Origin of the sequence: Cupriavidus sp. SZY C1 (genome assembly GCF_032190535.1) — a bacterium.
In the GTDB taxonomy this organism is placed as follows: domain Bacteria; phylum Pseudomonadota; class Gammaproteobacteria; order Burkholderiales; family Burkholderiaceae; genus Cupriavidus; species Cupriavidus pauculus_C.
On sequence record NZ_JAUANU010000011.1, the window covers coordinates 119823 to 145075 of the forward strand.

Consider the following 25253-nt stretch of genomic DNA (forward strand, 5'->3'; position numbering starts at 1 on the left):
GCCGCCATGCGTAGCATCGCGGTGTTCCGGGCGCTGCAGTTGGGCGACATGCTGTGCGCGGTGCCGGCCCTGCGCGCGCTGCGCCAGGGCGAGCCGGACGCGCACATCACGCTGATCGGGCTGCCGTGGGCGCGCGACTTTGTCGACCGCTACGCCAGCCTGCTCGATGACTTTGTGCCGTTTCCCGGCGCGGCAGGCATGCCCGAGCAGCCGTGCGACGCCCCGGCGCTGCCCGGCTTCTTTGCGCAGGCGCGCGCGCGCCGGTTCGACCTTGCCATCCAGCTCCACGGCAGCGGCACGCTGACCAACCCGCTGGTCCGCCAGCTTGGCGCGCGCGCCATCGCCGGGTTCCATGACGATCCCGCGCAGGCCGGCGACGGCCAGTGGCTGCCTTGGCCGGACGGCAACGAGATCGAGCGACTGCTGGCGCTGATGCAGCGGCTTGGTTATCCGTCGACCGACACCCACCTGTCGTTTCCGCTCCATCCCGCCGATCACGCGGCGTGGCAGGCATTGGCGCAGGCGCACGCGCTGCAACCGGGCGGGTATGTCTGCGTGCATCCCGGCGCGCGGATGCTGTCGCGGCGCTGGCCGGTCGAGCGCTTTGCCGATGTGGCGCGCCAGCTGGGCGGCCCGTGGCAGGTGGTGGTCACTGGCGCGCCCGACGAAATGCCGCTGGCCGCGCGCTTCTGCGCGCTGGCGGGCCGACCGGTGGTCAACCTTTGCGGCCAGACCACGCTCGGCGCCATGGCGGCGCTTATCGGCCATGCGCGGCTGCTGATCTGCAACGACACCGGCGCCTCGCATATCGCCGCCGCGATGGGCACGCCCAGCGTGGTCGTCTCGTGCGGCAGCGACAGCGCGCGCTGGGCGCCGCTGGACCGCGCGCGGCACCGCGTGCTGGCCGACTACCCGCCATGCCGGCCGTGCGCGTGGCACGCCTGCCCGTACGGCCACGAATGCGCGCGCCATATCGACGTGGCGCAGGTCGTCGCGGCGGCGCGCCAGCTTGTGGATCTTTCCCCGACGGAAACCGCCCATGCCTGAGCGACTGCGCATCCTGACGTGGCATGTCCACGGCAACTACCTGTATTACCTGTCGCAGGTGCCGCACGACTTCCTGCTCGTCACGCGGCCCGGCTATCCGCCCGGCTACGCGGGCGTGGGCGGGCAACTGCCGTGGGGCGGCAACGTCCGCGAGGTACCGTACGACCAGGTGCCCGGCACCGCGTTCGACTGCGTGCTGTACCAGCACCGCGACCACTACGCCGGCGACCGGCTGACACTGCTGACCCCGGCGCAGCAGCGGCTGCCGGCGATCTACCTCGAACACGATCCACCCCAGGAGCATCCGAGCAACACGCGGCACCCGGTGCAGGACCCGGCCATGCTGCTGGTGCACGTGACGCCGTTCAACGCGCTGATGTGGGATAGCGGCGTGACGCCGACGCGCGTGATCGACCATGGCGTGGTGGTGGACCCGCAGGTGCGCTACACCGGCCAGCTTGCGCGCGGTATCAGCGTGGTCAACCATCTGGCCCGGCGCGGCCGGCGCCTGGGTGCCGACGTGTTCGACGCCGTGCGCCAGCGCGTGGCGCTGGACCTCGTCGGCATGGACGCGCAGGCGGCCGGCGGACTGGGCGAGGTACCCAATCCGGAACTGGCCGCGTTCATGGCGCGCTACCGGTTTTTCTTCCACCCCATCCGCTATACAAGCCTGGGGCTGGCCGTGGTCGAGGCCATGTCGATCGGCATGCCCGTGGTGGGGCTGGCCACGACCGAGCTGGCCACCGTGATCCGCAATGGCGTGAACGGGCACGTCGACACGCGGCTGGACAGCCTGGTTGACGTCATGCGGGCCCTGATGGAAGATCCGCGCATGGCCGCCGCATGGGGCCAGGCCGCCGCCCGGACGGCGCGCGAGCGCTTCGGCATCGGGCGTTTCGTCGCGGACTGGCAGGCGGCATTTGCCGATGTGACGTCGTAGGAGCGCCTGATGCAGGACGCCGTGCGCACGATTCTGATGTACGGCGTGGTCCCGCTGTGGATCCTCGCCGGCCTGGGGGACTGGTGGTGGCACCGCCGCACCGCCATCGAGCGCAATGCCGGCGTGCTCGAATCGGCCATGCACAGCCTCATGATGGTCCAGGTGGGCATACCGGTGCTGCTGGCCCTGTTCCTGGAAATCAACGCCATGCTGTTCGCGATCATGCTGGTGGCCGTGGTGGTCCACGCGGTCACCGCCTGGATCGACGTGGCCTACGCGTCGAAGTGGCGCGAGATCCGGCCCGGCGAGCAGCACATGCACAGCCTGCTGGAAATGCTGCCGGTCATGGCCGTGGCGCTGATTGCCAGCGCGTACTGGGACCAGTTCCTGGCGCTGTTCGGCGCCGGCCCGGCGCAGGCCGACTTTGCGCTGCGGCCCAAGGACCAACCGCTGCCCGCGCGCTACCTGGCCGGGCTGTTCGTCACGCTGCTGTTTCTGGTGGTGGCGCCGTATGCAGAAGAGCTGCTTCGCTGTGCACGGGCGCGGGGGCAGGGGCGGGCAGCAATGCCGGCGGGGCATCGGCACAAAGCGTAGCCAGCATGGCGAGATGGTCGGCAAAGCCGGCCGGGGCCCGGCCACGGGCCCGCGCGCTGGTCACCACGCGCGGCAGCGTGCTCCACGCGATCTGGGCTTCCAGCGCGATCAGCCGCTGCACCAGTGCCACGTCCTCGCTGCTGGCATGGGGCGGGAAGCCGCCGGCGCGGCGATAGGCGCGCGAGCAGACCCCCAGGTTGGCGCCGTGGATATGGCGATGGTTTTCCACGCGCTGGTAGCGCGCCGCGAAGCGCGCGGCCACGTGCGGCGGATGCTCGCCCCAGTCGTCGACCGTGACCAGCCCGCACACGGCATCGGCGCACAGCGCAAGCTGCGCCACGAGCCAGTCTGGCGCCACGCGGCTGTCGGCGTCGGTAAAGGCCAGCCAGCGCGCGTCGCGCGCCAGCAGGTGCTCGGCGCCGGCGTGGCGGGCCATGCCGACGTTGCGCGCGGCGATGGTCAGGCAGGTGACCTGGGCGGTGGCGTGGCGGCGTGCAATGGCCAGCGAGTTGTCGGTGCAGTCGTCGAACACCAGCACTACCATCACCGGCTCCTGCCGCAGCCCGGGATGCTGCGCAGCGGCGGCCAGCGCCAGCAGGCAGCCTTCCAGGCAAGCCTCTTCGTTATGCACGGGAACGACGACGCCGATCATCGGTAAGCCTCCCGCTGGCGCAGCGGCCGGGGGTTGCGCGACCAGACTTCCAGCAGGAAATCCGGCTCGATGTGGCGCACGTGGCGATGCAGGCCCGCGTGGCGCGCGATGGCGGCATGCACCTGCCGCGTCGACAGGTTCCGCTCGGCGAACGGACGCAGGTAGTGGCAGGCCACGATCGTGCCGTCCGGGCCCAGCGCGTGGGTAGCGGCCGTGGCGGTGCGCGCCCAGTCGTCGGCCGTGAAGTAGTAGCCAAGCTCGCTCAGCACGATCAGGTCGAAGCGGCCGTCGGGCCAGTCCTGCGGCAGTTGCGCGACGCGCGCCTCGACGTGGCGCTGGCCGGCCATCCGCGCCCGCGTCAGTTCGATGGCGCGCGGCACCAGGTCCACGGCCAGCAGCGTGTCGCAGCGCGCGGCCAGCCGTTCGGTCAGCAGGCCCGTGGCGCAGCCGGCTTCCAGCGCGCGGGCGTAGCGCGCCTCGGGCAGGGCGGCCATCACGATGTCGCGCTTGCGGGCCTCGTACCAGAGCGATTCGAAGCCCCACGGATCGTCCTGCTCGAAGATCGCGGCAAAGTCTGTCTGGATCGCGTTTGCACTGTCAGTCATCGCTGTCAGTCATGGGTGAGGGGTCAGGGGTCAGGGGGCGTTGTCGTAGTCGTCGGCGTCGCGGCTCACGGCCGCGCCCAGCTTGGCCAGGTCGCGCTCGGCATGGCTCTGGCGCAGGAACACGGGCAGGTCCGCGAACAGCGCCGCCAGCCGCGCGTCGCGGCACAGCGGGCCGGCGCCCAGCACGCTGCCGGCGCGCTGCATCACGCGCTGCACCGTGGCTTCCACCGTGGTGCGCAGGCACATGGCCGGCACGTAGGCATCGGCCTGCGGCTGCGCGTCGATCCACGCGGCGGTCTCGCGCAGCAGCGCGGCCGCCGCGCGCAGGTCGCTGTCGATGGCACCCAGGTGCGCGCAGGCGTGCGGGTCGTTGTGCCGCCGCACGGTATCGCGCACGGCCCACGCAAACGGCAGCACGGCGCCGTACCAGCACGCGGCAATGCCGGCGCCGCCATGCCAGAAGCCGGGGCGCGCCACGTAGGCGCCGGCCGGGCCGATCTGCAGCGCCGGGCAGTTGTCGAGCAGCACGTCGCCGCTGCGCGTATCGGCCATGCCCACCGCATGCCAGCCGCCGTCGGTGACGGTCACGCCCGGGCCCTTGAGGTCGATGGCGGCGATCAGTGCGTCTTCGCCGTCGTGGCACGTCACCAGCGCGTGTGACACGCTGGCGGCGCCCGAGCACCACGCCTTGCGCCCGTTGAGCCGCAGCGGCTTGCCGTGGGCAATGCCGCTCTCGCGCGCAAGCGTGCGGGTATCGGCCTCCACGTCGGGCGTGGCGCGCACGCGCGCGTCGGGCGGCTCGGCGGCCCAGACGGCCCAACTGGTCGACGGCTGCGGCGTGGCGTCCGCCACTTCGGCCAGGATCGCCAGCGCATCGGCGTGTGCTTCGAACAGCTTGATGGCCACCGCGCCGTGCTCGGCCGCGATGGCCGCGAACAGTTTCCAGCGCGCCGCCGTGTGGCCGCTACCGGGCAGCGGGATGCCGTCCGGCCCGGCATGGCTGGCGATCAGGGCATCGAGCGTGGCGTCGGGGGCATCGGCTGACATGGCGGGGTCCAGGGCGTTCCAGTGCAGTCGGCTCCGCAAGTTCCCTGCCAGCCCGTTGGCGGCCCTGGGCGCGGGGGGTGCGCGCGCCGTGTGGCACGGGTTTCGCAGCAACTTGCGCCGATGCGCCGGCCGTGGTGCCGGCCGTTCCGCGTTCCGTCCGCCGCTAACCGCCGCGTGTGCAATCCTTACCGGTGCATGTAAGCCGCGAACGCCGCTAGCTCCAGGAATCTGCAATGCCAGCCGGACCGATCTCGCCGTGCCGCCCGTTCACGCCGGGCTAGCGCTGGCGGCTGGTGTCGCCCATGATCGTCCGCACCATCGCCTTGCGGTAGGCGCGGTCGGCGGCCAACGTGCGGCACAGCAGCACCAGCAGGCGGCGCGAGTGGTCCAGCGGGTAGCCTTTTTCCTTCAGCGCGCGCAGGTGATGCAGCCGCTTGCGGATGTCGGCGCGCAGGCGCTTGATGCGGTGGTCGATCGGAAAGATGTCGCGGTCCAGCCGGGCTTGCCGGCGCTGCGCCGCCCAGTAGTCCGCCCGGTTGCGCGTGGGGTCCATGGGCCGTCCGGCAGGTTGGGGGTGCCGGACAGGCTTGCATCTTTCGTACCGGGGTCGGCACGTCGACCATGGCGCACTTCGGCACCGGTGCTACGCCGTCACCCACCCTTGGCAATGCCCGGCGATGCGCTGCGCCAGCGCCGCGATGCCCTCGGGCGTCAGGCTGTCCGCCGCGATCACGGTCCGCGTCGCCCAGCGATGGAAATGCCGCCGCTGCGAGCGCGCATAGGCCGGGTCGTAGTGCCGGGCGGCCAGCGCGGCGAACAGGTGCGGCAGGTCGCCGGTGCGCGCCATCGCCTGCCACGTCTCGATGGTGGCGCCGCCGTGCAGCGCCCGGAGCCGGCCGAGCTGTTCCACCAGCCAGTCGGGCCGGTCGCCCAGGTAGGCGTAGTCGTGCAGCAGATAGGCTAGCCGCGCCGGCATCGGCACGTCGATCTCCACGCATGGGCTGTCGCGCATCCGCGTCACCAGCGGCACCGGCAGGTTGAGCTGGCCGATGCGGGCGCCTTCGCCTTCCACATAGAGCGGGCGGCCCAGGTCGACGCGCTCGATCGCGTCGGCCAGCGCGGTCTCGAAGCCGGTCTGCGACGGCTGGGCGATGCCGGGCAGCGCGCCCAGCAGCGAGCCCTTGTGCCGCGCCAGCGCCTCGATGTCGAGCACCTGCTCGCCGCTGGCGGCCAGCGCCTGCAGCACGCGCGTCTTGCCGCTGCCGGTGGCGCCGCAGATGACCACGAGCGGCAACCGGGGCGCCTGCGTCTCCAGCAGGGCGATCACGTGCCGGCGCCAGGACTTGTAGCCGCCGGCCAGTTGCTGGGCGTCCCAGCCCACCATGCGCAGCCACGTGACCATCGACGCGCTGCGCAGCCCGCCGCGCCAGCAGTAGACCATCGGCCGCCAGCTTGCCGGCTGGTCCGCCAGCCGCTCGCGCAGGTGGCGCGCCAGGTTGGCCGCCACCATGGCGCCGCCCACGCGTCGGGCCTCGAACGCGCCGGACTGCTTGTAGAGCGTGCCGACGATGCGCCGCTCCTCGTCGTCGAGGACCGGGCAGTTGAGCGCCCCGGGGATATGGTCGATGGCGAATTCGGCCGGCGAGCGGACGTCTATCAGGGTGTCGAAGCCGTGCCGGTCATCGACGCGAACGTAGGGTTTCATGGCTGGAGCCACCTTGTCGCCCGGCGGGGGCGTGCCGGTATTGTGCGATAACCGGCCCGGCGCCGAAAGGGGCGCCGGGGGCCCGTGCTATCGTGCGCCGGCCCCCGCTTCTGCAAGGATCCAGTAAGAAACGGGCGGCATCATCGGGAATCCTCGTGGAAGGCACAGCATGTCGACACTCAGCACCTCCTCCGCTCCGAAGGGTCCGAACGGTCTGGTCGACGCCTTCGGCTGTGCCGCCGACAAGCTGCACGCCAACCAGTCGCTGGCCGGCAGCGACCTCCAGTTCCATCGCAAGACCTCGGGCCAGCAGGCCGGCCAGATCGCCATGGCGGCGGCCGAGCGCGGCTTCGTGGCGGGCGTGGCGCTGCGCGCCGGGCACCGCCGCCGCATCGTCCAGGGCCGCCACGCGCGCACGCACGACTTTGCCACCGGCGATATCTATGTCCGCAGCCTGGCCGAGGACTACAAGGCCGACTACCAAACCTGTTTCGACTTCGTGCTGATGGAGCTGCCGCGCAGCTTTATCGAGCGCACCAGCAGCGAACTGGGGCGCGGCCGGCTGCGCGGGCTGGACGAGACGGCCGGCCGCGCCGACCCGGTGCTGGCCCATCTGGCGCAGGCGCTGGTGCCGGCGCTGTGCTACCCCGAGCAGGCGTGCCGGCTGTACATCGACCAGTTGAGCGCCAGCATCGGCACGCACCTGGTGAGCCAGTACGGCGGCGACCCGGTGGCGTCGGCCAAGGCCAACCGGCTGCTGTCGCCGCGCAGCGTGGCGCGGGCCAAGGAGATGCTGGCGGCCAAGATCGACGGCGACCTGTCGATGGCCGACGTGGCCGATGCCTGCGGGCTGTCGCGCAGCCACTTCTCGCGGGCGTTCCACGACACCACGGGCCAGACGCCCTACCAGTGGCTGATGGCGCGCCGCATGGAACTGGCCTGCAGGCTGCTGCGCGACGCCAGCCTGCCGCTGGCCGACGTGGCGATGGGCTGCGGGTTTGCCGACCAGAGCCATTTCACGCGCGTGTTCGCGCGGCAGATGGGCATGCCGCCGGGGCTCTGGCGCCGCCGCCAGCTCGCCTAGGCCCCCGCGCGGCACAAATCGACAAGGCAACGGCGCCGGCATCGCGTAGATTGGCGTGGACTGCCGCGCGAGCGGCGCTTCGTGACCGCAAAACTGGAGATGCCGGCTGTGACATCGCAAAGCCCCCCGCCCCCCGGGTCGGCCTACGAGCAGGAGGCCATCCAGATGGTGCGCAACGTGGCGCTGGCCGTCGAGCGCCGCATCCACGAGAACCTGAGCGGCGCCCATCCCCACGCGGGGCCGTGCTACACCGAATCCACGATCATCCAGTGCCTGCAGGAGCAGGTGGTGCACCTGGCGCGCGTGGCCACGCTGGGCACGCTGGCCGCGTCCATCGCGCATGAGATCCGCCAGCCGCTGACCGCCATCCGCATCGAGGCGGGCGCCATCCAGCGCTGGATGGGCCGGCCGGTTCCGGCTACCGACGAAGTGACCGAGGGCATCGCCCGCATCCAGGAACAGTCCGAGCGCGCCGAGCGCGTGATCCGCAGCCTGCGCGCGCTGATGCGCCGCGAGCCGGCCACGCCCGAGCCGTTCCGGCTGGACCACGCCGTGCACGACGTGCTGCCGCTGGCCGATTGCCGCATCCACGACGCCAGCATCGACCTGCAGCTCGACCTCGACGCCACGCTGCCGCCGGTGCAGGGTGACCGCGTGCAGATCCAGCAGGTCATCCTGAACCTGCTGCTCAATGCCGTGGAAGCCCGCCGCGAAGGGCCGCCGGGCAGCGCCCGGGTGCTGCTGCGCGCGCGGCGCGGGCCGGCGGGTGCCGCGACTGCTGTGATCGAGGTTGTCGACAACGGCCGCGGCATCGCGCCGGACAAGCTCGCGCGCGTGTTCGAGCCCTTCTTCAGCACCAAGGACGACGGCATGGGCATCGGGCTGGCCATCTGCCGCTCGATCGTGGAAGTGCACGGCGGCACCATCGCGGTGGCGTCGGGCGATGGCCAGACCACCGTGACGGTGACGCTGCCGGTCCACTCATAGTCTCCGCTTGCCCACGCGCGCCAGGTAGCCGAACACGGCCGCGCGCAGTCGGTGTTCCAGGAACGGGATGTCGGTCTCGCCACGCCCGGCGGCGGCATCGACCATGCCCACGATCATCGCGAACAGGTCGGACGCCACCACGTCCACGCGCACGTGGTCCGGAAAGATGAGCTGGGTGACGATCTCGGTGAACAGCCGCCGCAGTTCGGCGTCGCTGACCTCGCCGCGCAGCGCTGGCCGCTCGTCGGCCGCGTCCAGCAGCCGCGCCAGCCCGGGCCGCTGCCACTGCAGCCGGACCGTCGCCGAGATCACCAGTTCCAGCGTGGCCTTGGCGGTGCGCTGGTCCAGCGCGGCGGCCAGTTCGCGCCGGAAGCGCTGCGTTTCGCGCTGGATCAGCGCCACGGTCAGCGCGTCCCGATTCGGAAAATGCTGATGGAGCGCGTCGATGTCGACGCCCGCCCGCGCCGCCACGGCTTCCACCGTGAAGCGGTTTGGCCCGTCGGCTGCGAGCACCTGCGCGGCTGCCTCGACGATGGCGGCCCTGGGATCGGGCGGGCAACTGGACATGGCCGGGCCCTTGCCGCTAGCCGGCGCGCGGCAGCACGGTGCCGGGCAGCGCGGCCAGCCGGGCGCAGCCCAGCAGCGCCATCGCCACTTCCAGCTCGGTCTGCAGCACGGTCAGCATATGGGCCACGCCGGGCACGCCGCCCACGGCCAGCGCATGGAGCACGGGCTGGCCCACCATCACCGCGCGGGCGCCGAGCGCAATGGCCTTGACGATATCGGTGCCGCGCCGGATGCCGCCGTCCAGCAGCACCGGCACCGCGCCATCCACGGCGCGCACCACGGCTGGCAGCGCGTCGATGGTGGCCGGCACGCCGTCGAGCGTGCGGCCGCCATGGTTGGAGACGACGATGCCGGCCACGCCGGCGTCCAGCGCGGGCACGACATCGGCCGGATGCAGCAGCCCCTTGACCAGCACCGGCAGCACGGTCTGGCCGCACAGCCACGCCACGTCGCGCCACGTCGGGGCATCGCGCAGCATCTGGCGGAATACCGGGCTGCCCTGGCTGGCATCGACGGGCGCCGGCGGCGCAAAGCCGGCGAGGTTGACCGCGCCGATGCCGTCCGGCAGCCGGAATCCCGCGCGCTGTTCCACGTTGCGGATGCCGCTGACCACCGCGTCGATGGTCAGCACGATGGCCTGGTAGCCGGCCTGCTCCGCGCGGCGCACCAGCGTCAGCGTGTCTTCGCGGCGCGGCTGCAGGTAGAGCTGGAACCAGAGCGTGGTGGCGGCGGCGCGCGCAATGTCCTCCAGCGTGACGCTGGCCTGCGTGCTGACCGTCATCCACGTGCGCGCCAGCGACGCCGCGTGGACCGTGGCCAGTTCCCCGTCGGCGTGCACCAGCCTGTGCCAGGCAGTGGGCGCGATCAGGATCGGGTAGTCGAGCGGCTGGCCGAACAGCTCCGTCCGCGCCGACGGCTGCGACAGGTCGGCCAGCGCCCGGGGCAGCAGCCGCAGCCGGTCGAATGCGACGCGGTTGTCGCGCTGGGTCAGGCCGTCGGCGGCGTAGCCGGCCACGTAGGCGGCGATGGCCGGCGGCACGCGCTCGTGGAAGCGGCGTTCGTAGTCGCGCAGCGCGACCGTATCTGCGGGAATCGTCGTCATAGCTCCGCCCAGCGTCGCAGCAGGTTGTGATAGTGGTTCACCAGCGCCGGCACGGCCGGGTCGCCGTCGCCCAGCCGCACGCGCAGGTCCAGGATCGTCTGGTCCAGCGCGTAGAGCGTGGTGCGCATGCCGTCGTCCTTGACCATCGACTGCGCCCAGAAGAACGACGCCCAGCGGCAGCCGCGCGTGACCGGCGTGACCCGGTGCAGCGACGCCGCCGGGTACACGACCATGTGGCCGGCCGGCAGCTTCACCGTGTGCGTGCCGTACAGGTCCTCGACGACCAGTTCGCCGCCGTCGTACTCGTCGGGGTCCGACAGGAACAGCGTGGTCGAGACATCGGCGCGCATGCGCAGGCCGCCGGTGCCCGGCATCGTGCGGATGGCGTTGTCGACGTGCGTGCCGAACGTCATGCCGGCCTCGTAGCGGTTGAACATCGGCGGCAGCACGCGCAGCGGCAGGGCGGCCGAGTGGTAGGCCGGGCAGCGCCCCAGCGCCTGCAGCACGGCGTCGCCCAGCGCCAGCGCCTCGCGGTCGTCCACGGGCAGTTGCAGGTTGGCCTTGCACTGGGCGGCCAGGTCGCCGGCCGTGGCGCGGCCGTCGATCCATGTCGCGGCTTGCAGCCGCTGGCGCAGGGCGCGGACTTCGTCCGGCGACAGGACATCGGGAATCTGTATCAGCATGGTGGGACCCTTGCGGGACGTTGTAAGGGACGTCGTGGGGATCGGTCAGAACGTCATGCCCACGTTGAGCAGGAACGTGCGGCCGGCCGTGGGCACCGCGCGGGACGCGTTGAACGCCGACAGGTAGTTCACGCGGCCGGTCAGGTTGTAGCCGTTCAGCGACGCGCGGAAGCGGCCCTGGCGGTACGACACCATCGCGTCCAGCGACAGGGTGTGGGGTACGCGGCCCTTGTTGGCCGAATCGGCCCAGTACGGCGACGCGTACTGCAGGCCGCCGCCGATGGTCAGCCGGCCCGGCAGCGGCACGATGGACTGCGGGATGTCGTAGGCGGTCCAGACCGTGACGTTGTGCTGCGGCGCGCCGGGCGCCTCCTTGCCGACCAGCGCCGGATTGGTGGCGGCCGTGACCTTGCCATCGAGGTAGGTGTACGCCACGTTGGCCGTCCAGTGGGGCGTGATGCGGCCGGTCAGGCCCAGTTCCACGCCCCGGATGCGGCGGCCCTCGCCCGATTCCGAGAAGCCGTTGACCACCTCGCCCGTCACCGGGTCCTCGGTGTAGGCGTTGTCCTTGTCGATCTGGAACAGCGCGCCGGTCACGCCGATCCGCTTGTCCAGGAAGTCGAGCTTGGCGCCCACTTCCAGCGTGTCGGAGCGCTCGGGCGTGTTGCTGGCCCCGGCGCGCGGCACCTCGGTCTGCACGCCGCCCACGGCCAGCGCGATGTCGGTGCCCACGGGCCGGTAGGCGCGCGAGAACGCCGCGTAGAACATCGTGTCGTCGGTTGGCTCCCAGATGGCGCTCAGGGCCGGGCTCAGCTTCTTCGCGTCGGCCGTGCCGCCGGTGGCAAACGCGCTGCTGGCGTACTCGCTGCGGAAGTAGTCCCAGCGCAGGCTGCCCAGCAGCGAGAACGACTGCGTCAGCCAGGCGCGGTCGCGCAGGAACACGCCGACGTCCGTGGCGTTGGCGTCGCGCCGCACGCCGCCGTAGCTGACGCTGGCGTTCTGGCTGGCATCGAACGCCGGATTGACGATGGTCTGGTTGTTGAGCCGGCCCGTCCAGGTGCCGATGTCGCGGTGGTCGCGCTGATAGCTGGCGTCCAGCCCGGCCATGGCGCGGTGGCGGACGCTGCCGGTGTGGAATTCGCCCCGGGCCGTCAGCACGTTCTGCACGCCCCAGCCGCGTTGCAGGTAGGTGCTGCCGCCGCGCGCGCCGTAACGCAGGCTGGCGTTGCCGCCGGCCAGCAGCTTGCGCAGCGTGACGTTGTTGACGGCAGCCGGGTTCGTGCTGGAGAAATCGCGCTGGTAGAAGCTGAAGCGCGTGTCGTTGTGGAGCGTGATGCCGTTGCCCAGGCTGGTCTCCAGCGCCGATGTCACCACGTGGGCGTCGCCGAAGTCGCGGTCGGTGTTGCGCACGTAGGACGTGGACGACGACAGGCCCGGCACGCCGTATTCGGTGATCGGCCGGTAGACGCCGTCGTCGCCCTCGGCCATCGGCATGCCGAAGTCGGGCGGCCCGCTGCGGTGCAGGTAGGCGTAGCTCAGGTGCCATTCGGTTGGCGTGCCCAGCCCGAGCCCCAGGTCCAGCGCGATGCCGCGCCGGTCGTCGTCCACGTGGTCGCGGCCCGGCTTGCTGCCGTCCTGGAACAGGCCGGTCACGCGCAGCGCCGACGTCTCGCCGAGCGCGTAGTTGCCGTCCACCGTGGTGCGAAATGTCGTACCGGAGCCAAAGCTCTGGTCGATGCTGGTGTGCGTGCCGGGGCCGGCGCGCCGCGAGGTCTGGTTGATGATGCCGCCCAGGCTGCCCACGCCGAAGCTCTCGCCGGACGGGCCCTTGATGACTTCGACGCTGTCGAGGTTGAAGCTGTCGCGCCGGTAGGCGCCGAAGTCGCGCAGGCCGTCCAGGTAGATATCGCCCTTGGCCGTCAGCCCCCGGATGCGGAACTGGTCGCCGTTCAGCCCGCCGTTGCCTTCGCCGGTGGAGATGGTGATGCCCGGCACGTTCTTGAGCGCCTGCTCCAGCGACGTGGTCTGCTGCTGGTCGAGCAGGTCGCGCGGGATCACGAGGATGGTCTTGGGCGTTTCCCGGACCGTGTCGGGCAGCCGCGCGACGCCGGTGCCGGCATCGTTGGTATTGGCGGTGGACTGGCCCGTCACGGTGACGGCCGGCAACTGCCTGAGCGGCTGCGCCTGGACGGCATGCGGCAACGCCGCGAGCGAGAGGACCGAGCCGGTGCCCGCGGCCCCGGACACCAGCGCGCGGATCGAGGAGGAAACGATTTTCTGCTGCACAACTGAACTCCAGCATGGAAGACAACGATCGGACGGACGTGAACGTCCGTTGCACCTGTCGCAGGACAGGCGCGCGAGGGCGGTCGAAGGGGGGCGGGAGTGTTGTGACGCGAAGGGCTTGCTGGTCGCCGTGCAGGACGATGGCTGGCTGGGGCGCGGTCAGTGCCGATGCGTCTCGCACATCGTGCCGGACCGCGCCCCGCGCCTTGTGATCTTCAACAACGGGGGCAACCGTAAGGCATCGGCACCGGCCCGGTCAATCGAAGTCGGCCTGCGGGGAAAGAATTCAGGGAACTGCGAAGTGGGGGGGATTGCGGGGAATTTCGGATGTTTCCGAGGATGGGGAAGGCAGGCTCCGGCGCCCGATCCGAGGCGCCTAGAAGCTGGCCGCCAGCCCCAGCGAGATGCCCGACACGTTGTTGCCGAACACGTAGCGCACCACGGCGCGCACCCGGGTGACGAACACTTCATGCGCGCTGGTGTCCAGTTCGAGCCCCATCCCCAGCGTGGTCAGGTAGTCGAAGCCCAGCGCGCCGGCCTGCGCCCCGAGGTAGTGGGAATGCGACAGTTCCAGCACATAGCGCACGGGCCGGTCCAGCGCGTGCCAGCCGGTGGGGGCGCGCCAGCGCGCGTACAGGCTGGCGGTCTGGGCATTGGCCGACCCCTGCACGGCCTCAGACGACCCGCCGAAGCTGCGCAGGTGGATATTGGTGTAGCGCAGTTCCAGGTCGATGTCGTGCTCGGGCCGGTAGTGTTCCCAGTCGATCATCACCGATCCGCCCAGCCCGTACGCGTTCAGCGATCCGCCGTCCAGGAAGTTGATGTCGCGGTCTGTCTTGCGGTCGACAAAGCCCTGTGCCAGCCGCAGGTCGCTGGACACATTGCCCAGCGACGCGTTGAAGATCGGCCGGAACACCAGTTCCTTGCTGGCCGTCAGCGGAAAGTCCCAGCCGATGCCGATGGTGCCGGCCACGGTGTTCCAGCGCGTGGGCAGCTCGCGCGATTCCGTGCCGTTCGATGCCACGAACGTGGGGTCGTAGCGGCTGTAGGCGATGGACCCCTCCATGTACACCGGCACCGACTTGCTGAGCGTGAACCCCCCGCCCAGCTGGGACATGACCATGCCCGGGTTGGCGGTCTGCGAGTCGGTGATCGACAGCGAACTGGACGCCAGGTCCGGCACGACGGAAAAGCTCATCAGCGTCAGCACCGCGTTGGCCTGGCGCTGCACGCCGGGGCCAAAGGCCACCCGCAGGTCCTGGGCGGGCTGGGCGTGCGCGGGCAGGCCGCCCAGCAGCAGCCAGGGCAGCAGTGCGGCCAGGCACCCCCGACGGACGACACCGGTTGCTGGTAACGGCAGGCGGCCCATGCGGTTGGCCGGGGCGGCGCCCGGCGGGGTTCGGCGATGGGGGCCAGCGTAACCCGGCTGGCCGCGCCTGCGTATTGGACCAAGGTTCCATTGCCGCGCCGCGGCGCGCCATCTATATGTTGTGCTGAAAGCTGGAACGGGAGCAGGCGGCATCATTTGGGAGGGGGGTGCCATGACGTTGGGCAGCGTGCGACGTACTGAGGATATGCGACGTATGCCACCCATGCGAGGCGGGCGTGGCATCGGCCGGTGGATGCTGGCGTGCCTGCTGGGGCTGGGCAGCGCCGTGGCGCCGGCTGCCCTGGCCCAATCGCCGCAAGCGGCGCAGTCGGCCCAGGCGCCCCGGTCGGCCCAGGCGCCGACCTTCAAGCCCGAAGAGCTGGAGGCGCTGGTGGCGCCCATCGCGCTCTATCCCGATTCGGTGCTGTCCCAGGTGCTGATGGCGTCGACCTACCCGCTGGAAATCGTGCAGGCCGCCCGCTGGCAGAAGGCCAACGCCAGCCTCAAGGGCGACGCGGCGGTCAAGGCCGTGCAGGACCAGCCGTGGGATGTCAGCGTGAAGTCGCTGGTGGCGTTTCCGCAGGTGCTGGAGCCGCTGAACGACAAGCTCGACTGGACGCAGAAGCTTGGCGACGCCTTCCTGGCGCAGGAAAAGGACGTGCTGGCGGCCGTCCAGCGGCTGCGCGCCAAGGCGCAGCAGTCGGGCAACCTCAAGTCGAACGAGCAGCAGAACGTGGTGGTGCAGCAGGCACCCCAGGGCGCGGCCACGCCGCAGACCATCGTCATCGAGCCGGCCAATCCGCAGGTCATCTACGTGCCGGCCTACAACCCGACCGTGGTCTACGGCAGCTGGGGGTACCCGAGCTACCCGCCGTACTACTGGCCGCCGTATCCGGCCTACTACCCGGGCGCCGCGCTGATGACCGGGTTTGCCTGGGGCGTGGGGCTGGCAGCCGCCGGAGCCATCTTCGGCAACTGCAACTGGGGCGGCGGGGACGTGAACATCGACGTGAACCGCGCCACCAACATCGACCGCAACTTCGACCGGACCAAGGTGGAGGGCGGCAACAAGTGGAAGCACGATTCCAGCCACCGCAAGGGCGTGGCCTACCGCGACAACGCCACGCGCGAGAAATTTGGCAACAATGTGGGCGGCGCGGATCGGCGCAACGACTTCCGGGGGCGCGAGGGGGCCGGTGAACGGGGCGACCGGGCGGGCAATCGCGGGCAGGATCGCGCCGGCGACCGCATGGCGGACCGGGGCGGGGATCGGGCCGGCGACCGTGCCGGCGACCGGGCGGGCGACCGTGCCGGGGATCGCGCCGGGGATCGCTCGGGGGATCGCGCCGGGGGGGCCGGGGATCGCTCGGCAAATCGCGGGCAGGGGGCCGGAGGTGATCGGTTGTCCACGGCGGACCGGGGTGGCGGCGGTGGCGACCGAGGCGGCGGCAGACCTGGACAGCACGCCGGGCTGCGCGCTGCTGGACCTGCAGTTGCCCGACATCAGCGGCATCGACCTGCAGCAGGCGCTGTGCAGCCGCATCCCGGTCATCATCCTGACCGGCCACGCCGACGTGGCCAGCGCGGTGCTGACGATGCAGGCCGGCGCCATCGACTTCCTGCAGAAGCCGGTGTCCGACGTGCAACTGCTGGCGTCGGTGGCGCGCGGCTGCGAATGCGCGGCGCGCCAGTTCACGCAGGCGCGCGAGTTGCGCGAGCTGCGCAAGAAGGTGGATCGCCTGACGCCGCGCGAGCGCGAGGTGCTGGCGTGGATCGTCACCGGGTTCCGCAACAAGCAGGTGGCCAACCGGCTGGGCACGGTGGAGAAGACCATCAAGGTGCATCGCGCCCATGTGATGCAGAAGCTGGAGGTCGATTCGCTGCCCGCGCTGGTCCGCATTGCCGACCGCATGGGCATGGTGGCCGACACGGCCGCCTGAGCGCGCCGCGGCTGGACCATGGGCCAATATCGCGCGCCGCGCGGGTCTCGTAGCCTAGGCAGATACATGCTTACCATCGGCTGCGCCGCTCGCACATGGGTCCTACCGGAAAATTCGTGGCGGTTGTCGACGACGATGCGTCCGTGGCGCGCTCCACGGCGCGGCTGTTGCACGCGGCCGGCATCGCGGCGGACACCTTTGCCAGCGGCGACGCCTTCCTGGCCCGGATGCACGGCCCGGCCGCGTACCGCCCGAGCTGCGTGATCCTGGACGTCTGCATGCCGGGCGTGGACGGGCTGGAAGTGCAGCAGCAGCTGGCCGGCCTGGGCCTGCCGCTGATCTTCATCACCGCCCACGAACTGCCCGAGGTGCGCGACCGCGCGCTGGCGGCCGGCGCCGTGGGCTACCTGCGCAAGCCGTTCGACGCCAACCAGCTGATCCGGCTGGTGCGCAGCGTGATGCTGTAGCCCCATGCCTTTGGTCCTTGGTCCAATTGCCAAGCAGCCGGCGGCGGGCGCACTCTTGTCAGGACGCGGCCCGCAGGCCAACCAGGGGGACTGGCAAATGGCGATACTGATGCTTTCCAACCTCCATCCCGACACCACCGAGGAACAGGTGCGCGAATTCCTCGAACGCTATGGCTTTCCGCCGTTCGACGCGATCGAGCGGCAAGAGGGCGACGGCACGCGGCCGGGCATGACGCTGACGTTCAACACGGTGGACATGGCGGCCCTGCAGCACTTCGTGCCGCGCATCCACGGCGTGTTCTGGAACGGCCACAAGCTCAACGCGCTGCTGCTGCGGGAACGCTTCAACTAGTCGCGCGGGCCGCGCGCGGGGAGGGACGACGATGGCAAGCGGTCTGCAATCCATGCGCGGCCTGGGGGTCTGGCTGGCGGCGGCCGGACTGGCCATGGCCGCCTGCAACCGCCACGAGGCCAAGGCCCCGGCCGCGCCGCCCGTGACCGAGGTGGGCGTCGTCAAGGTGACGCTGCGCGACGTGCCGCTCACGTACGAGTACGTCGGCGAGACGCAAAGCTCGCAGCAGGTGGAAATCCGCGCGCGCGTCAACGGCTTCCTGGAACAGCGGCTGTACACCGAGGGCGCGCTGGTCAAGGCCGGGCAGGTCATGTTCCGGATGGACCAGAAGCCGTTCAAGGCGGCGCTGGAGGCCGCGCAGGCCGAACTGGCCCAGCAGCAGGCGCGGCTTACCACCGCGCGCGCCAACCTGGCCCGGGTGCGTCCGCTGGCGGCGCGCAACGCGTTGAGCCAGAAGGACCTGGACGACGCCACCGGCCAGGAGCAGGCGGCGGCCGCCGCCGTCGAGGCCGCCAAGGCCAATGTCACCAATGCCAAGCTGAACCTGGGCTACACCACGATCATGTCGCCGGTGGACGGCCTGTCGAGCTACGCCAAGAAGCAGGTGGGCTCGTACATCGACGCCTCGAACAGCCTGCTGACCTACGTGGCCAAGCTCGATCCGATCTGGATCAACTTCAGTCTGTCGGAAAACGAGGTGCTGGGCTTCCAGTCGCAGTCGGCGGCCGGCACGCTGAAGCTGCCCGACCGGGGCGCGATGGAGGTGGAGATCGTGCTGGCCGACGGCAGCGTCTATCCCAGGCGTGGGCATATCGCGTTTGCCGATGCGTCGTTCAATTCCGAGACCGGCACCTACCTGATCCGCGCCGAGATGCCGAACGGCCAGGGCATGCTGCGGCCCGGACAGTTCGTGCGCGTGCGCGTGATGGGCGCGCTGCGCACGCGGGCCATCACCGTGCCGCAGGAGGCCGTGGTGCAGGGCCAGCGCGGGCAGTCGGTATGGCTGGTGGGCAAGGACAACAAGGCCGAGTCGCGCGTGGTGGACGTGGGCGAGTGGTCGCACGGCAACTGGGTGATCCGCTCGGGCCTGCGCGAAGGCGACACGGTCATCGTCGACGGTTCGGTGCGGCTGGCGCCCGGCGCGCCGGTCAAGCCCGTGGCGGCGGCTCCGCAGGCCACCGACGGGGCGCGGCCGCCCGCCGCGCCACCCGGTCCGCCCGCCGCCGCCCCGACAGCCCCGGCCGGGGCCCAGCCGGCGAAGGGTGCCGCGTCATGAAGCTGTCCCACTTCTTCATCGACCGCCCGATCTTTGCGTCGGTGCTGTCCATCATCATCGTGGTGGGCGGCATGGTGGCGCTGTTCAACCTGCCGATTGCCCAGTTTCCCGAGATCACGCCGCCCAGCATCACGGTGTCGACCACGTACCCCGGCGCCAGCTCGGAGGTGGTGGCCCAGAACGTGGCCGCGCCGATCGAGCAGCAGGTGAACGGCGCGGACAACATGCTGTACATGTCGTCCACCAGCTCGTCCACGGGCAACATGACGCTGACCACGTTCTTCGAGATCGGCACCGACCCGTCGCTGGCGCAGGTGGACGTGCAGAACCGCGTGAACCTGGCGCTGCCGACGCTGCCGGACGCCGTGACGCGCCAGGGCGTGACCGTGGAAAAGCGCTCGCAGGCGTTCATGATGGTGATCGCCGTGTATTCGCCGGACAACAGCTACCCGCAGACCTTCGTCGACAACTACACGAGCATCTACATCCTGGACGCGCTCAAGCGCATTCCGGGCGCCAACCAGTCGTCGATCTTCGGCACGCCGGACTACGCCATGCGGATCTGGCTCAAGCCAGACCGCATGGCCCAGCTTGGCATCACGGCCGAGGACGTCAAGAACGCCGTGGCCAACCAGAACGAGCAGTTCTCGGCGGGGCGGATCGGCCAGTCGCCCACGTCGGAGCCGGTCAAGCAGACGTTCCCGGTGGCCACCAAGGGACGCATGACCGAGCCGCAGGAGTTCGAGAACATCATCCTGCGCGCGGCCTCCGGCGACGCGGCGCTGGTGCGGCTCAAGGACATCGGCCGGGCCGAGCTTGGATCGAAGGACTACTCGCTGCGCAGCCGCTACCAGGGCAAGACGGCCACGCTGCTGGCCGTGTACCAGCAGCCCGGCGCCAACGCGCTGGCCGTGGCCGGCGAGGTGCGCAAGACGCTGGAGGCGGCCAAGAAGACGTTCCCGCCGGGGCTGGAATACGAGATCGCACTGGACACCACCGAGTTCGTGCACGAGTCGATCAACGAGGTGGTGCATACGCTGCGCGACGCGGTGATTCTGGTGATCCTGGTCGTCTACCTGTTCCTGCAGAGCTTCCGCGCCACGCTGGTGCCGATCCTGGCCGTGCCGGTGTCGATCATCGGCACGTTCACGGCCATGGCCGCGTTCGGCTTCTCGGTGAACATGCTCACGCTGTTCGGGATGGTGCTGGCCATCGGCATCGTGGTGGACGACGCCATCGTCGTGATCGAGAACGTCGAGCGCAACATGATGGAGTTCCACATGCCGCCCAAGGAGGCCGCCAAGGCCGCCATGGACGAGGTGGGCGGGCCGGTGATCGCCATCGTGCTGGTGCTGCTGGCCGTGTTCATCCCGGTGGCGTTCCTGTCCGGCATCACGGGCCAGCTCTACAAGCAGTTCGCCATCACGCTGGCGGTGTCGGTGCTGTTGTCCGGGGTGGTGGCGCTGACGCTGTCGCCCGCGCTGGCGGCTATCCTGCTCAAGCCCGGCACGCACGAGAAGAACCGCTTCTTCCGCTGGTTCAACCGCAGCTTCGACCGCGTGGTGGAAGGCTACGGCTCGGCGGTGCAGACCGTGATCCGGCGCACGGTGATCTCGCTGGCCATCGTGGTGGCGCTGGTCGTGGCGGCCGTGCTGATGTTCGTACGCATTCCGTCGTCGTTCCTGCCCGTGGAGGACCAGGGCTACCTGCTGGGCGCCGTGATCCTGCCCGACGCGGCCAGCCTGGATCGCACCGGCGCCCTGTCCCGGCGCGCGGCGGAGTGGTTCGAGAAGCAGCCGGCGGTGAAATCGGTGGCCGTGCCGGACGGCTACAGCCTGATCGATTCGCAGAACAAGTCCAACGCCGGCACGCTGTTCATCACGCTGAAGGGCTTTCACGAGCGCGGCAAGGGCGAGAGCGCGGCGGACCTGATCGCGCAGGCCACGCAGGAGTTTTCCACCTACCGCGACGGGCTGGTGATACCGGTCAACCCGCCGTCGATCCCGGGGCTGGGCACCACGGGCGGCTTCGAGTTCTGGCTGCAAAGCACCGGCGACGGCACCTACCAGCAACTGGAGGAACGCACGCGCGCGTTCATTGCCAAGGCGCGGCAGCGGCCGGAGCTGCGCGGCGTGAGCACGACGATCAACACGCGGTCGCGCCAGCTGCTGGTGGACCTGGACCGCGAGCGCGCCGAGACGCAGGGCGTGCCCGTGGAGCAGGTGTACTCGGCGCTGCAGACGATGTTCGGCTCGCTGTACGTGAGCCAGTTTCCGAAGAACAGCCGCCTGTTCCAGGTGATCCTGCAGGCCGAGCCCGAGTACCGGTCGCGGCCCGAGGACCTGGACAAGGTCTACGTGCGCAACGCCCGCAACGAGATGGTGCCGATCAAGGCCGTCACGACCGTGCGCTGGGTGGCCGGCGCGGACCTGGTCACCCGCTTCAACAACTTCCCGGCCGCCAAGATCACCGGCGATGCCGCGCCCGGCTACAGCTCGGGCCAGGCGCTGCAGGCCATGGAGGAGATTGCCGCCGAGGTGCTGGGCGAGGGCTACAGCTACGCGTGGAGCGGGCAGGCGTACGAGGAAAAGAAGGCCGGCTCCACGGCCGCCATGGTGTTCGCGTTCGCGCTGCTGATGGTGTTCCTGATCCTGGCGGCGCAGTACGAGAAGTGGTCGCTGCCGCTGGGCGTGCTGCTGGCCGTGCCGTTCGCGCTGTTCGGCGCGCTGGTGGGCATCCTGCTGCGCGGCATGGAGAACGACGTGTACTTCCAGATCGGCCTGACGGTGCTGATCGCGCTGGCGGCCAAGAACGCGATCCTGATCTTCGAGTTCGCGGTGGAGATGCGCGTCAAGGAAGGGCTGAGCGCGTACGACGCGGCGGTCAAGGCCTCCAAGCTGCGGCTGCGGCCGATCATCATGACGTCGCTGGCGTTCATCCTGGGCTGCATCCCGCTGGCCATCGCCAGCGGCGCGTCGGCCGCCAGCCGCCAGTCACTGGGTACCGGTGTGATCGGCGGCATGCTCGGCGCCACGATCATCGCCATCTTCTTCATCCCGATGTTCTTCTGGGGGCTGGAGCGCGAGAGCAAGAAGAAGCTGGCGCGGCAGGCCGCCCGCGACGCCGGCCCGGCCGAGCCCACCGGAGGCACCCTGTGAACCGGCCGGCGCCGAGCGCTGCCGGCCCCGAGAAGGAGCGAACCATGTCCAGATCGAAGATTTCCGTGGCGCTGCTGTGTGCGGGGCTGGGCGCCGCGCTGAGCGTGCCGGCGCTGGCGCAAAAGCCCATCGCCTATCCGGCCAAGGGCCAGAGCCAGGCGCAGCAGCAACAGGACGACGGCTACTGCTATTCGTGGGCCAAGTCCAACACCGGCATCGACCCGGCCGCGGTGGCCGCCGCGCCGCCGCCCCAGCAGGGTGGCCCGGCCGTCGGCGGCGGCGAGCGCGTGGGCGGTGCCGCGCGCGGGGCGCTGGGCGGCGCGGTCATCGGCGGCATTGCCGGCGACGCGGGCAAGGGCGCCGCGGCCGGCGCGGCGGTCGGCACGATGGCGGGCGGCCATCGCGCGCGCCAGAACCAGCGCAATGCGCAGGCCAACGCCCAGCAACAGCAGTCCGGCGCCATGAGCACCTACTACCGCGCCTATTCCGCCTGCATGCAGGGGCGCGGCTACACCATCCAGTGACCGGCACCGGCATCCGCATGGAGACAGCCTTGAAACCGATTCCGCGACGCCAGGCGCTGGCCCTGGCCGTACTGCTTGCCGCGGCCTGGCCGGCGCGGGCCTATTACGACCACTTCCTGAGCGGCACGATCATCGGCACGCTGAACAAGGACCAGACCGCCGAGCTGACCACGGCGTTCGGCAAGACGCTGTCCGAGTCCGACGATGGCAAGAGCGTGCCGTTCCACCTGGCGCCGAACGCCAAGGGCAAGCCCACCGATGGCACGTTCACGCCGCTCACGACCCGCACCGAGAACGGCCAGCGCTGCCGCAAGGTGCGCAGCGAGCTGCGCCAGCCGGGCCGCCAGCCCGAACGCTGGACGGGCTGGTACTGCCAGCAGCCGGACGGCGAATGGAAGAAGACGCTGCTGAAGGACTAGGGGCTGGCGTCGGCCGCCAGCCCGGCCGCTAGAAGCGCTCGGGGATGTAGCGGTAGGGGTAGTCGGGCGCCCGGTAGCCGCCGGCCTTCTGCCGCGCCGGCAGCGTGATCTTCTTGCGCGCGATGCGCTCGTAGGGCACGGTGTCCAGCAGGTGGCGGATGATGTTGAGCCGGGCGCGGCGCTTGTTGTCCGAGCGCACCACGTGCCAGGGCGCGAACTCGGTGTCAGACGCCTCGAACATCGCGTCGCGGGCGCGCGAGTAGTCGTACCAGCGGCTGTACGACTTCAGGTCCATGTCGGTCAGCTTCCAGGTCTTGCGGCCGTCCTTGATGCGCTGCTCCAGCCGGCGCGTCTGTTCCTCGGGGCTGACTTCCAGCCAGTATTTCAGCAGCCGGACGTTGGAGCCGACGATGGCGCGCTCGATCAGCGGCACCGCGCGCAGGAAGATGTCCACCTGGCTGTCGTCGGCAAAGCCCATCACCCGTTCCACGCCGGCGCGGTTGTACCAGCTGCGGTCGAAGATCACCACCTCGCCGGCGGCCGGCAGGTAGGGGATGTAGCGCTGCATGTACATCTGGCTCTTCTCGCGCTCGGTGGGCGCGGGCAGCGCCACCACGCGGAACACGCGCGGGCTGACGCGCTCGGTCAGCGCCTTGATGGTGCCGCCCTTGCCGGCGCCGTCGCGCCCCTCGAAGACGATGCAGATCTTGGCGCCGGTGGCCTTGACCCAGTCCTGCAGGTGCACCAGTTCCACGTGCAGGTCGGCCAGCGCCGCCTCGTATTCCTTGCGGCCGAGCGCGTTGCCGTCGCCGGCAGCGTCCGCGGCGCCCCCCTTCCGTTTTGCCATGGCTGATCCCCCGCGTGCGATGCACGGACTTTGCAATGCCGTACCAATCTGGACACTGCGCTGCGCTTTGGCAATGGACCTTGGTCCAATGCTTGGCCCAAGGACCAATTGCATTGCCCCGGCGATTGGCGGACGCTTGCCTTCAGCGCCTTATTTTCCAGGGTGGCCGGCATGCGCAAGAGCGGATTCCTGTTGATGGTGGGAGCGATGTGGCTGGCCGTGATCGGCATCTTCTGGAGCGATCCGAGCGGCCAGACGCCCGACAAGCTGAACCTGTTCCGGTTTGCGCTGCACGGCCTGGAGGTGCAGTTGTTCCGCACCGGCGGCGACCCGCCGCGCTACCTGGTGAACGTGCTGGCCCGCGACTGGCTGCTGGGCTGCCTGCTGCTGTTTGCCGCCGGGGCGGTGCTGGTGTGGGTTGCGCGCCGCCGCCAGCAGGTGTGAAGCCCGGCCGCATGCCGGGCGGACAACGGAGTCATACGATGCTGCAAGCGCCGTATTCCACCGCGACCGTGTCGCGCACGCTGATCGATTCGCTGATCCGGTTCGGCCTCGTGGCGCTGCTGGCCACGTTCTGCTTCCAGATCTTCCGGCCGTTCATGAACCTGCTGGTCTGGTCCGTGATCCTGGCCATCACGCTCTATCCGCTGCAGGTGCGGCTGCGCGGCCGGGTGTTTGCCGGCGATGGCCGCACCGCCACGCTGATCATCGTGCTGGTCATCGCCATCGTGCTGGTGCCCACCTACCTGCTGGGTACGGCGCTGATCGAATCGATGGAGCAGGCGATGGCGATTGCCCGGCGCGGCGAATTCCATATCCCCCCGCCCCCGGAGGCGCTGGCCGGCTGGCCGCTGGTGGGGCGCCGGCTGCACGACGCCTGGGCCATGGCCGCCACCGACGCGGCCAGCCTGATGGAAAGGCTCGGCCCGCAGATCAAGGCGGCCAGCCTGACGGTGCTGGGCGCCATCGGCGGCGTGGGCGTGGGGCTGCTGGTCTTTGTGGGCGCGCTGATCATCGCCGGCATCATCATGGCCTACGGCGAGCAGGGCACGCGCAGCGCCGTGCGCATCGCGACGCGCATCACGGGGCCGGAACGGGGCCCGCGCCTCACGGCGCTCTGCACGGCCACGATCCGGGCCGTGGCGCAGGGCGTGGTGGGCATCGCGTTTATCCAGATGCTGCTGATTGGCGTGGCGTTCGTGCTCAAGGGCGTGCCCGGCGCGGGGCTGCTGGCGCTGGCGGTGCTGCTGCTGGGCATCATGCAGTTGCCGGCCACGCTGATCACGATTCCGGTGATCCTGCTGGTTTTTGCGTCCGAAGGCGCCAGCGCCACCAATATCGTCTTTGCCATCTACGTGTTCATCGCCGGGCTGGCCGACAACGTGCTCAAGCCGCTGATGCTGGGCCGGGGCGTGGATGTGCCGATGCCGGTGATCCTGGTGGGCGCGCTGGGCGGCATGGTCACGGGCGGCGTGATCGGGCTGTTCATCGGGCCCATCGTGCTGGCGGTGGGCTACCAGTTGTTCTGGCAGTGGGTGGACGAGCCGCCGCCGCGCATCGAAGTGGAGCCGCGCAGCAACGCCGACATCACCGGAGGCTAGC

Annotated in this window: 25 protein-coding genes and 1 pseudogene; 15 read left to right on the forward strand and 11 right to left on the reverse strand. The window is 70.4% G+C overall.

Annotation, left to right across the window (positions count from 1 at the left end; all coding sequences use genetic code 11):
• Nucleotides 1–6: 6 nt before the first annotated feature.
• The 3 genes from QTN24_RS17705 to QTN24_RS17715 are packed head-to-tail and all read left to right on the forward strand — an operon-like array spanning nt 7 to nt 2581.
• On the forward strand, nt 7–1047 hold the full coding sequence (locus QTN24_RS17705) for a glycosyltransferase family 9 protein (RefSeq protein ID WP_313838675.1): 1041 nt from the start codon (nt 7–9) through the stop codon (nt 1045–1047).
• Nucleotides 1040–1987 (forward strand): glycosyltransferase, encoded by a 948-nt coding sequence (locus QTN24_RS17710; RefSeq protein ID WP_313838677.1) that lies wholly within the window; start codon nt 1040–1042, stop codon nt 1985–1987. Before QTN24_RS17705 ends, QTN24_RS17710 begins: the two co-directional genes overlap by 8 nt.
• A 9-nt stretch (nt 1988–1996) precedes the next feature.
• Nucleotides 1997–2581 carry a diguanylate cyclase gene (locus QTN24_RS17715; RefSeq protein ID WP_313838679.1) on the forward strand — a complete coding sequence of 195 codons (585 nt, stop codon included), beginning with the start codon at nt 1997–1999 and terminating at the stop codon, nt 2579–2581.
• On the opposite strand, the gene QTN24_RS17720 is transcribed toward QTN24_RS17715, so the two are convergent.
• The 5 genes from QTN24_RS17720 to mnmH form a co-directional block, all read right to left on the reverse strand.
• A complete protein-coding gene (locus tag QTN24_RS17720; RefSeq protein ID WP_313838681.1) occupies nt 2469–3233 on the reverse strand; it encodes a glycosyltransferase in 765 nt (254 codons plus the stop codon). The genes QTN24_RS17715 and QTN24_RS17720 overlap by 113 nt on opposite strands.
• The gene (locus QTN24_RS17725; protein ID WP_313838683.1) at nt 3230–3838 is read right to left on the reverse strand and encodes an SAM-dependent methyltransferase; all 609 of its coding nucleotides are present in this window, start codon (nt 3836–3838) and stop codon (nt 3230–3232) included. Before QTN24_RS17725 ends, QTN24_RS17720 begins: the two co-directional genes overlap by 4 nt.
• A gap of 30 nt (nt 3839–3868) precedes the next feature.
• Nucleotides 3869–4885 carry an acyl-CoA dehydrogenase gene (locus QTN24_RS17730; RefSeq protein ID WP_313838685.1) on the reverse strand — a complete coding sequence of 339 codons (1017 nt, stop codon included), beginning with the start codon at nt 4883–4885 and terminating at the stop codon, nt 3869–3871.
• Between the two features lie 277 nt (nt 4886–5162).
• On the reverse strand, nt 5163–5438 hold the full coding sequence (locus tag QTN24_RS17735; RefSeq protein ID WP_124686036.1) for a hypothetical protein: 276 nt from the start codon (nt 5436–5438) through the stop codon (nt 5163–5165).
• Nucleotides 5439–5528: 90 nt separating this feature from the next.
• Entirely contained in the window at nt 5529–6590 is a 1062-nt protein-coding gene (gene mnmH, locus QTN24_RS17740) for a tRNA 2-selenouridine(34) synthase MnmH (protein WP_313838690.1), read from the reverse strand.
• A 169-nt stretch (nt 6591–6759) separates the two neighbouring features.
• Between mnmH and QTN24_RS17745 the strand changes: the two genes are divergently transcribed.
• Entirely contained in the window at nt 6760–7674 is a 915-nt protein-coding gene (locus tag QTN24_RS17745) for an AraC family transcriptional regulator (RefSeq protein WP_313838692.1), read from the forward strand.
• Nucleotides 7675–7782: 108 nt separating this feature from the next.
• A complete protein-coding gene (locus tag QTN24_RS17750; protein ID WP_172966164.1) occupies nt 7783–8661 on the forward strand; it encodes a sensor histidine kinase in 879 nt (292 codons plus the stop codon).
• Here QTN24_RS17750 and QTN24_RS17755 read toward each other — a convergent pair.
• The 5 genes from QTN24_RS17755 to QTN24_RS17775 form a co-directional block, all read right to left on the reverse strand.
• Complete coding sequence (locus QTN24_RS17755; RefSeq protein WP_313838695.1) at nt 8656–9228, reverse strand: helix-turn-helix domain-containing protein; 573 nt, start codon at nt 9226–9228, stop codon at nt 8656–8658. The genes QTN24_RS17750 and QTN24_RS17755 overlap by 6 nt on opposite strands.
• A 16-nt stretch (nt 9229–9244) precedes the next feature.
• Entirely contained in the window at nt 9245–10330 is a 1086-nt protein-coding gene (locus QTN24_RS17760) for an alpha-hydroxy acid oxidase (protein WP_313838697.1), read from the reverse strand.
• Nucleotides 10327–11013: a Fe2+-dependent dioxygenase gene (locus tag QTN24_RS17765; RefSeq protein WP_313838699.1), complete on the reverse strand. Its 687-nt coding sequence runs from the start codon at nt 11011–11013 to the stop codon at nt 10327–10329. The genes QTN24_RS17760 and QTN24_RS17765 overlap by 4 nt, the downstream gene beginning before the upstream one ends.
• A gap of 45 nt (nt 11014–11058) precedes the next feature.
• A complete protein-coding gene (locus tag QTN24_RS17770; protein ID WP_313838701.1) occupies nt 11059–13299 on the reverse strand; it encodes a TonB-dependent siderophore receptor in 2241 nt (746 codons plus the stop codon).
• Nucleotides 13300–13675: 376 nt separating this feature from the next.
• Entirely contained in the window at nt 13676–14668 is a 993-nt protein-coding gene (locus tag QTN24_RS17775) for a hypothetical protein (RefSeq protein ID WP_313838703.1), read from the reverse strand.
• 253 nt (nt 14669–14921) lie between these two features.
• On the opposite strand from QTN24_RS17775, the pseudogene QTN24_RS24950 reads away from it, so the two are divergent.
• The 8 genes and pseudogenes from QTN24_RS24950 to QTN24_RS17815 form a co-directional block, all read left to right on the forward strand.
• Nucleotides 14922–15689: pseudogene (locus tag QTN24_RS24950) on the forward strand (DUF3300 domain-containing protein); the annotation flags it as partial.
• Nucleotides 15690–16098: 409 nt separating this feature from the next.
• Nucleotides 16099–16608, forward strand: coding sequence for a LuxR C-terminal-related transcriptional regulator (locus tag QTN24_RS17785; RefSeq protein ID WP_313838704.1), 510 nt, complete (start codon nt 16099–16101; stop codon nt 16606–16608).
• A 95-nt stretch (nt 16609–16703) separates the two neighbouring features.
• Complete coding sequence (locus QTN24_RS17790; RefSeq protein ID WP_124686048.1) at nt 16704–17075, forward strand: response regulator transcription factor; 372 nt, start codon at nt 16704–16706, stop codon at nt 17073–17075.
• A gap of 109 nt (nt 17076–17184) precedes the next feature.
• A complete protein-coding gene (locus QTN24_RS17795; RefSeq protein WP_409559044.1) occupies nt 17185–17427 on the forward strand; it encodes an RNA recognition motif domain-containing protein in 243 nt (80 codons plus the stop codon).
• Nucleotides 17428–17458: 31 nt separating this feature from the next.
• The gene (locus QTN24_RS17800) at nt 17459–18703 is read left to right on the forward strand and encodes an efflux RND transporter periplasmic adaptor subunit (RefSeq protein ID WP_313838707.1); all 1245 of its coding nucleotides are present in this window, start codon (nt 17459–17461) and stop codon (nt 18701–18703) included.
• A complete protein-coding gene (locus tag QTN24_RS17805; RefSeq protein ID WP_313838709.1) occupies nt 18700–21861 on the forward strand; it encodes a multidrug efflux RND transporter permease subunit in 3162 nt (1053 codons plus the stop codon). Before QTN24_RS17800 ends, QTN24_RS17805 begins: the two co-directional genes overlap by 4 nt.
• 44 nt (nt 21862–21905) lie before the next feature.
• Nucleotides 21906–22385 (forward strand): glycine zipper domain-containing protein, encoded by a 480-nt coding sequence (locus QTN24_RS17810; protein WP_124686052.1) that lies wholly within the window; start codon nt 21906–21908, stop codon nt 22383–22385.
• A 29-nt stretch (nt 22386–22414) separates the two neighbouring features.
• Nucleotides 22415–22804 (forward strand): hypothetical protein, encoded by a 390-nt coding sequence (locus QTN24_RS17815; RefSeq protein ID WP_253700185.1) that lies wholly within the window; start codon nt 22415–22417, stop codon nt 22802–22804.
• A gap of 28 nt (nt 22805–22832) precedes the next feature.
• On the opposite strand, the gene ppk2 is transcribed toward QTN24_RS17815, so the two are convergent.
• Nucleotides 22833–23651 (reverse strand): polyphosphate kinase 2, encoded by an 819-nt coding sequence (ppk2, locus tag QTN24_RS17820; protein ID WP_124686054.1) that lies wholly within the window; start codon nt 23649–23651, stop codon nt 22833–22835.
• A gap of 171 nt (nt 23652–23822) precedes the next feature.
• On the opposite strand from ppk2, the gene QTN24_RS17825 reads away from it, so the two are divergent.
• A complete protein-coding gene (locus tag QTN24_RS17825) occupies nt 23823–24095 on the forward strand; it encodes a hypothetical protein (RefSeq protein ID WP_313838711.1) in 273 nt (90 codons plus the stop codon).
• Between the two features lie 38 nt (nt 24096–24133).
• The gene (locus QTN24_RS17830) at nt 24134–25252 is read left to right on the forward strand and encodes an AI-2E family transporter (RefSeq protein ID WP_313838712.1); all 1119 of its coding nucleotides are present in this window, start codon (nt 24134–24136) and stop codon (nt 25250–25252) included.
• Nucleotide 25253: the final 1 nt, after the last annotated feature.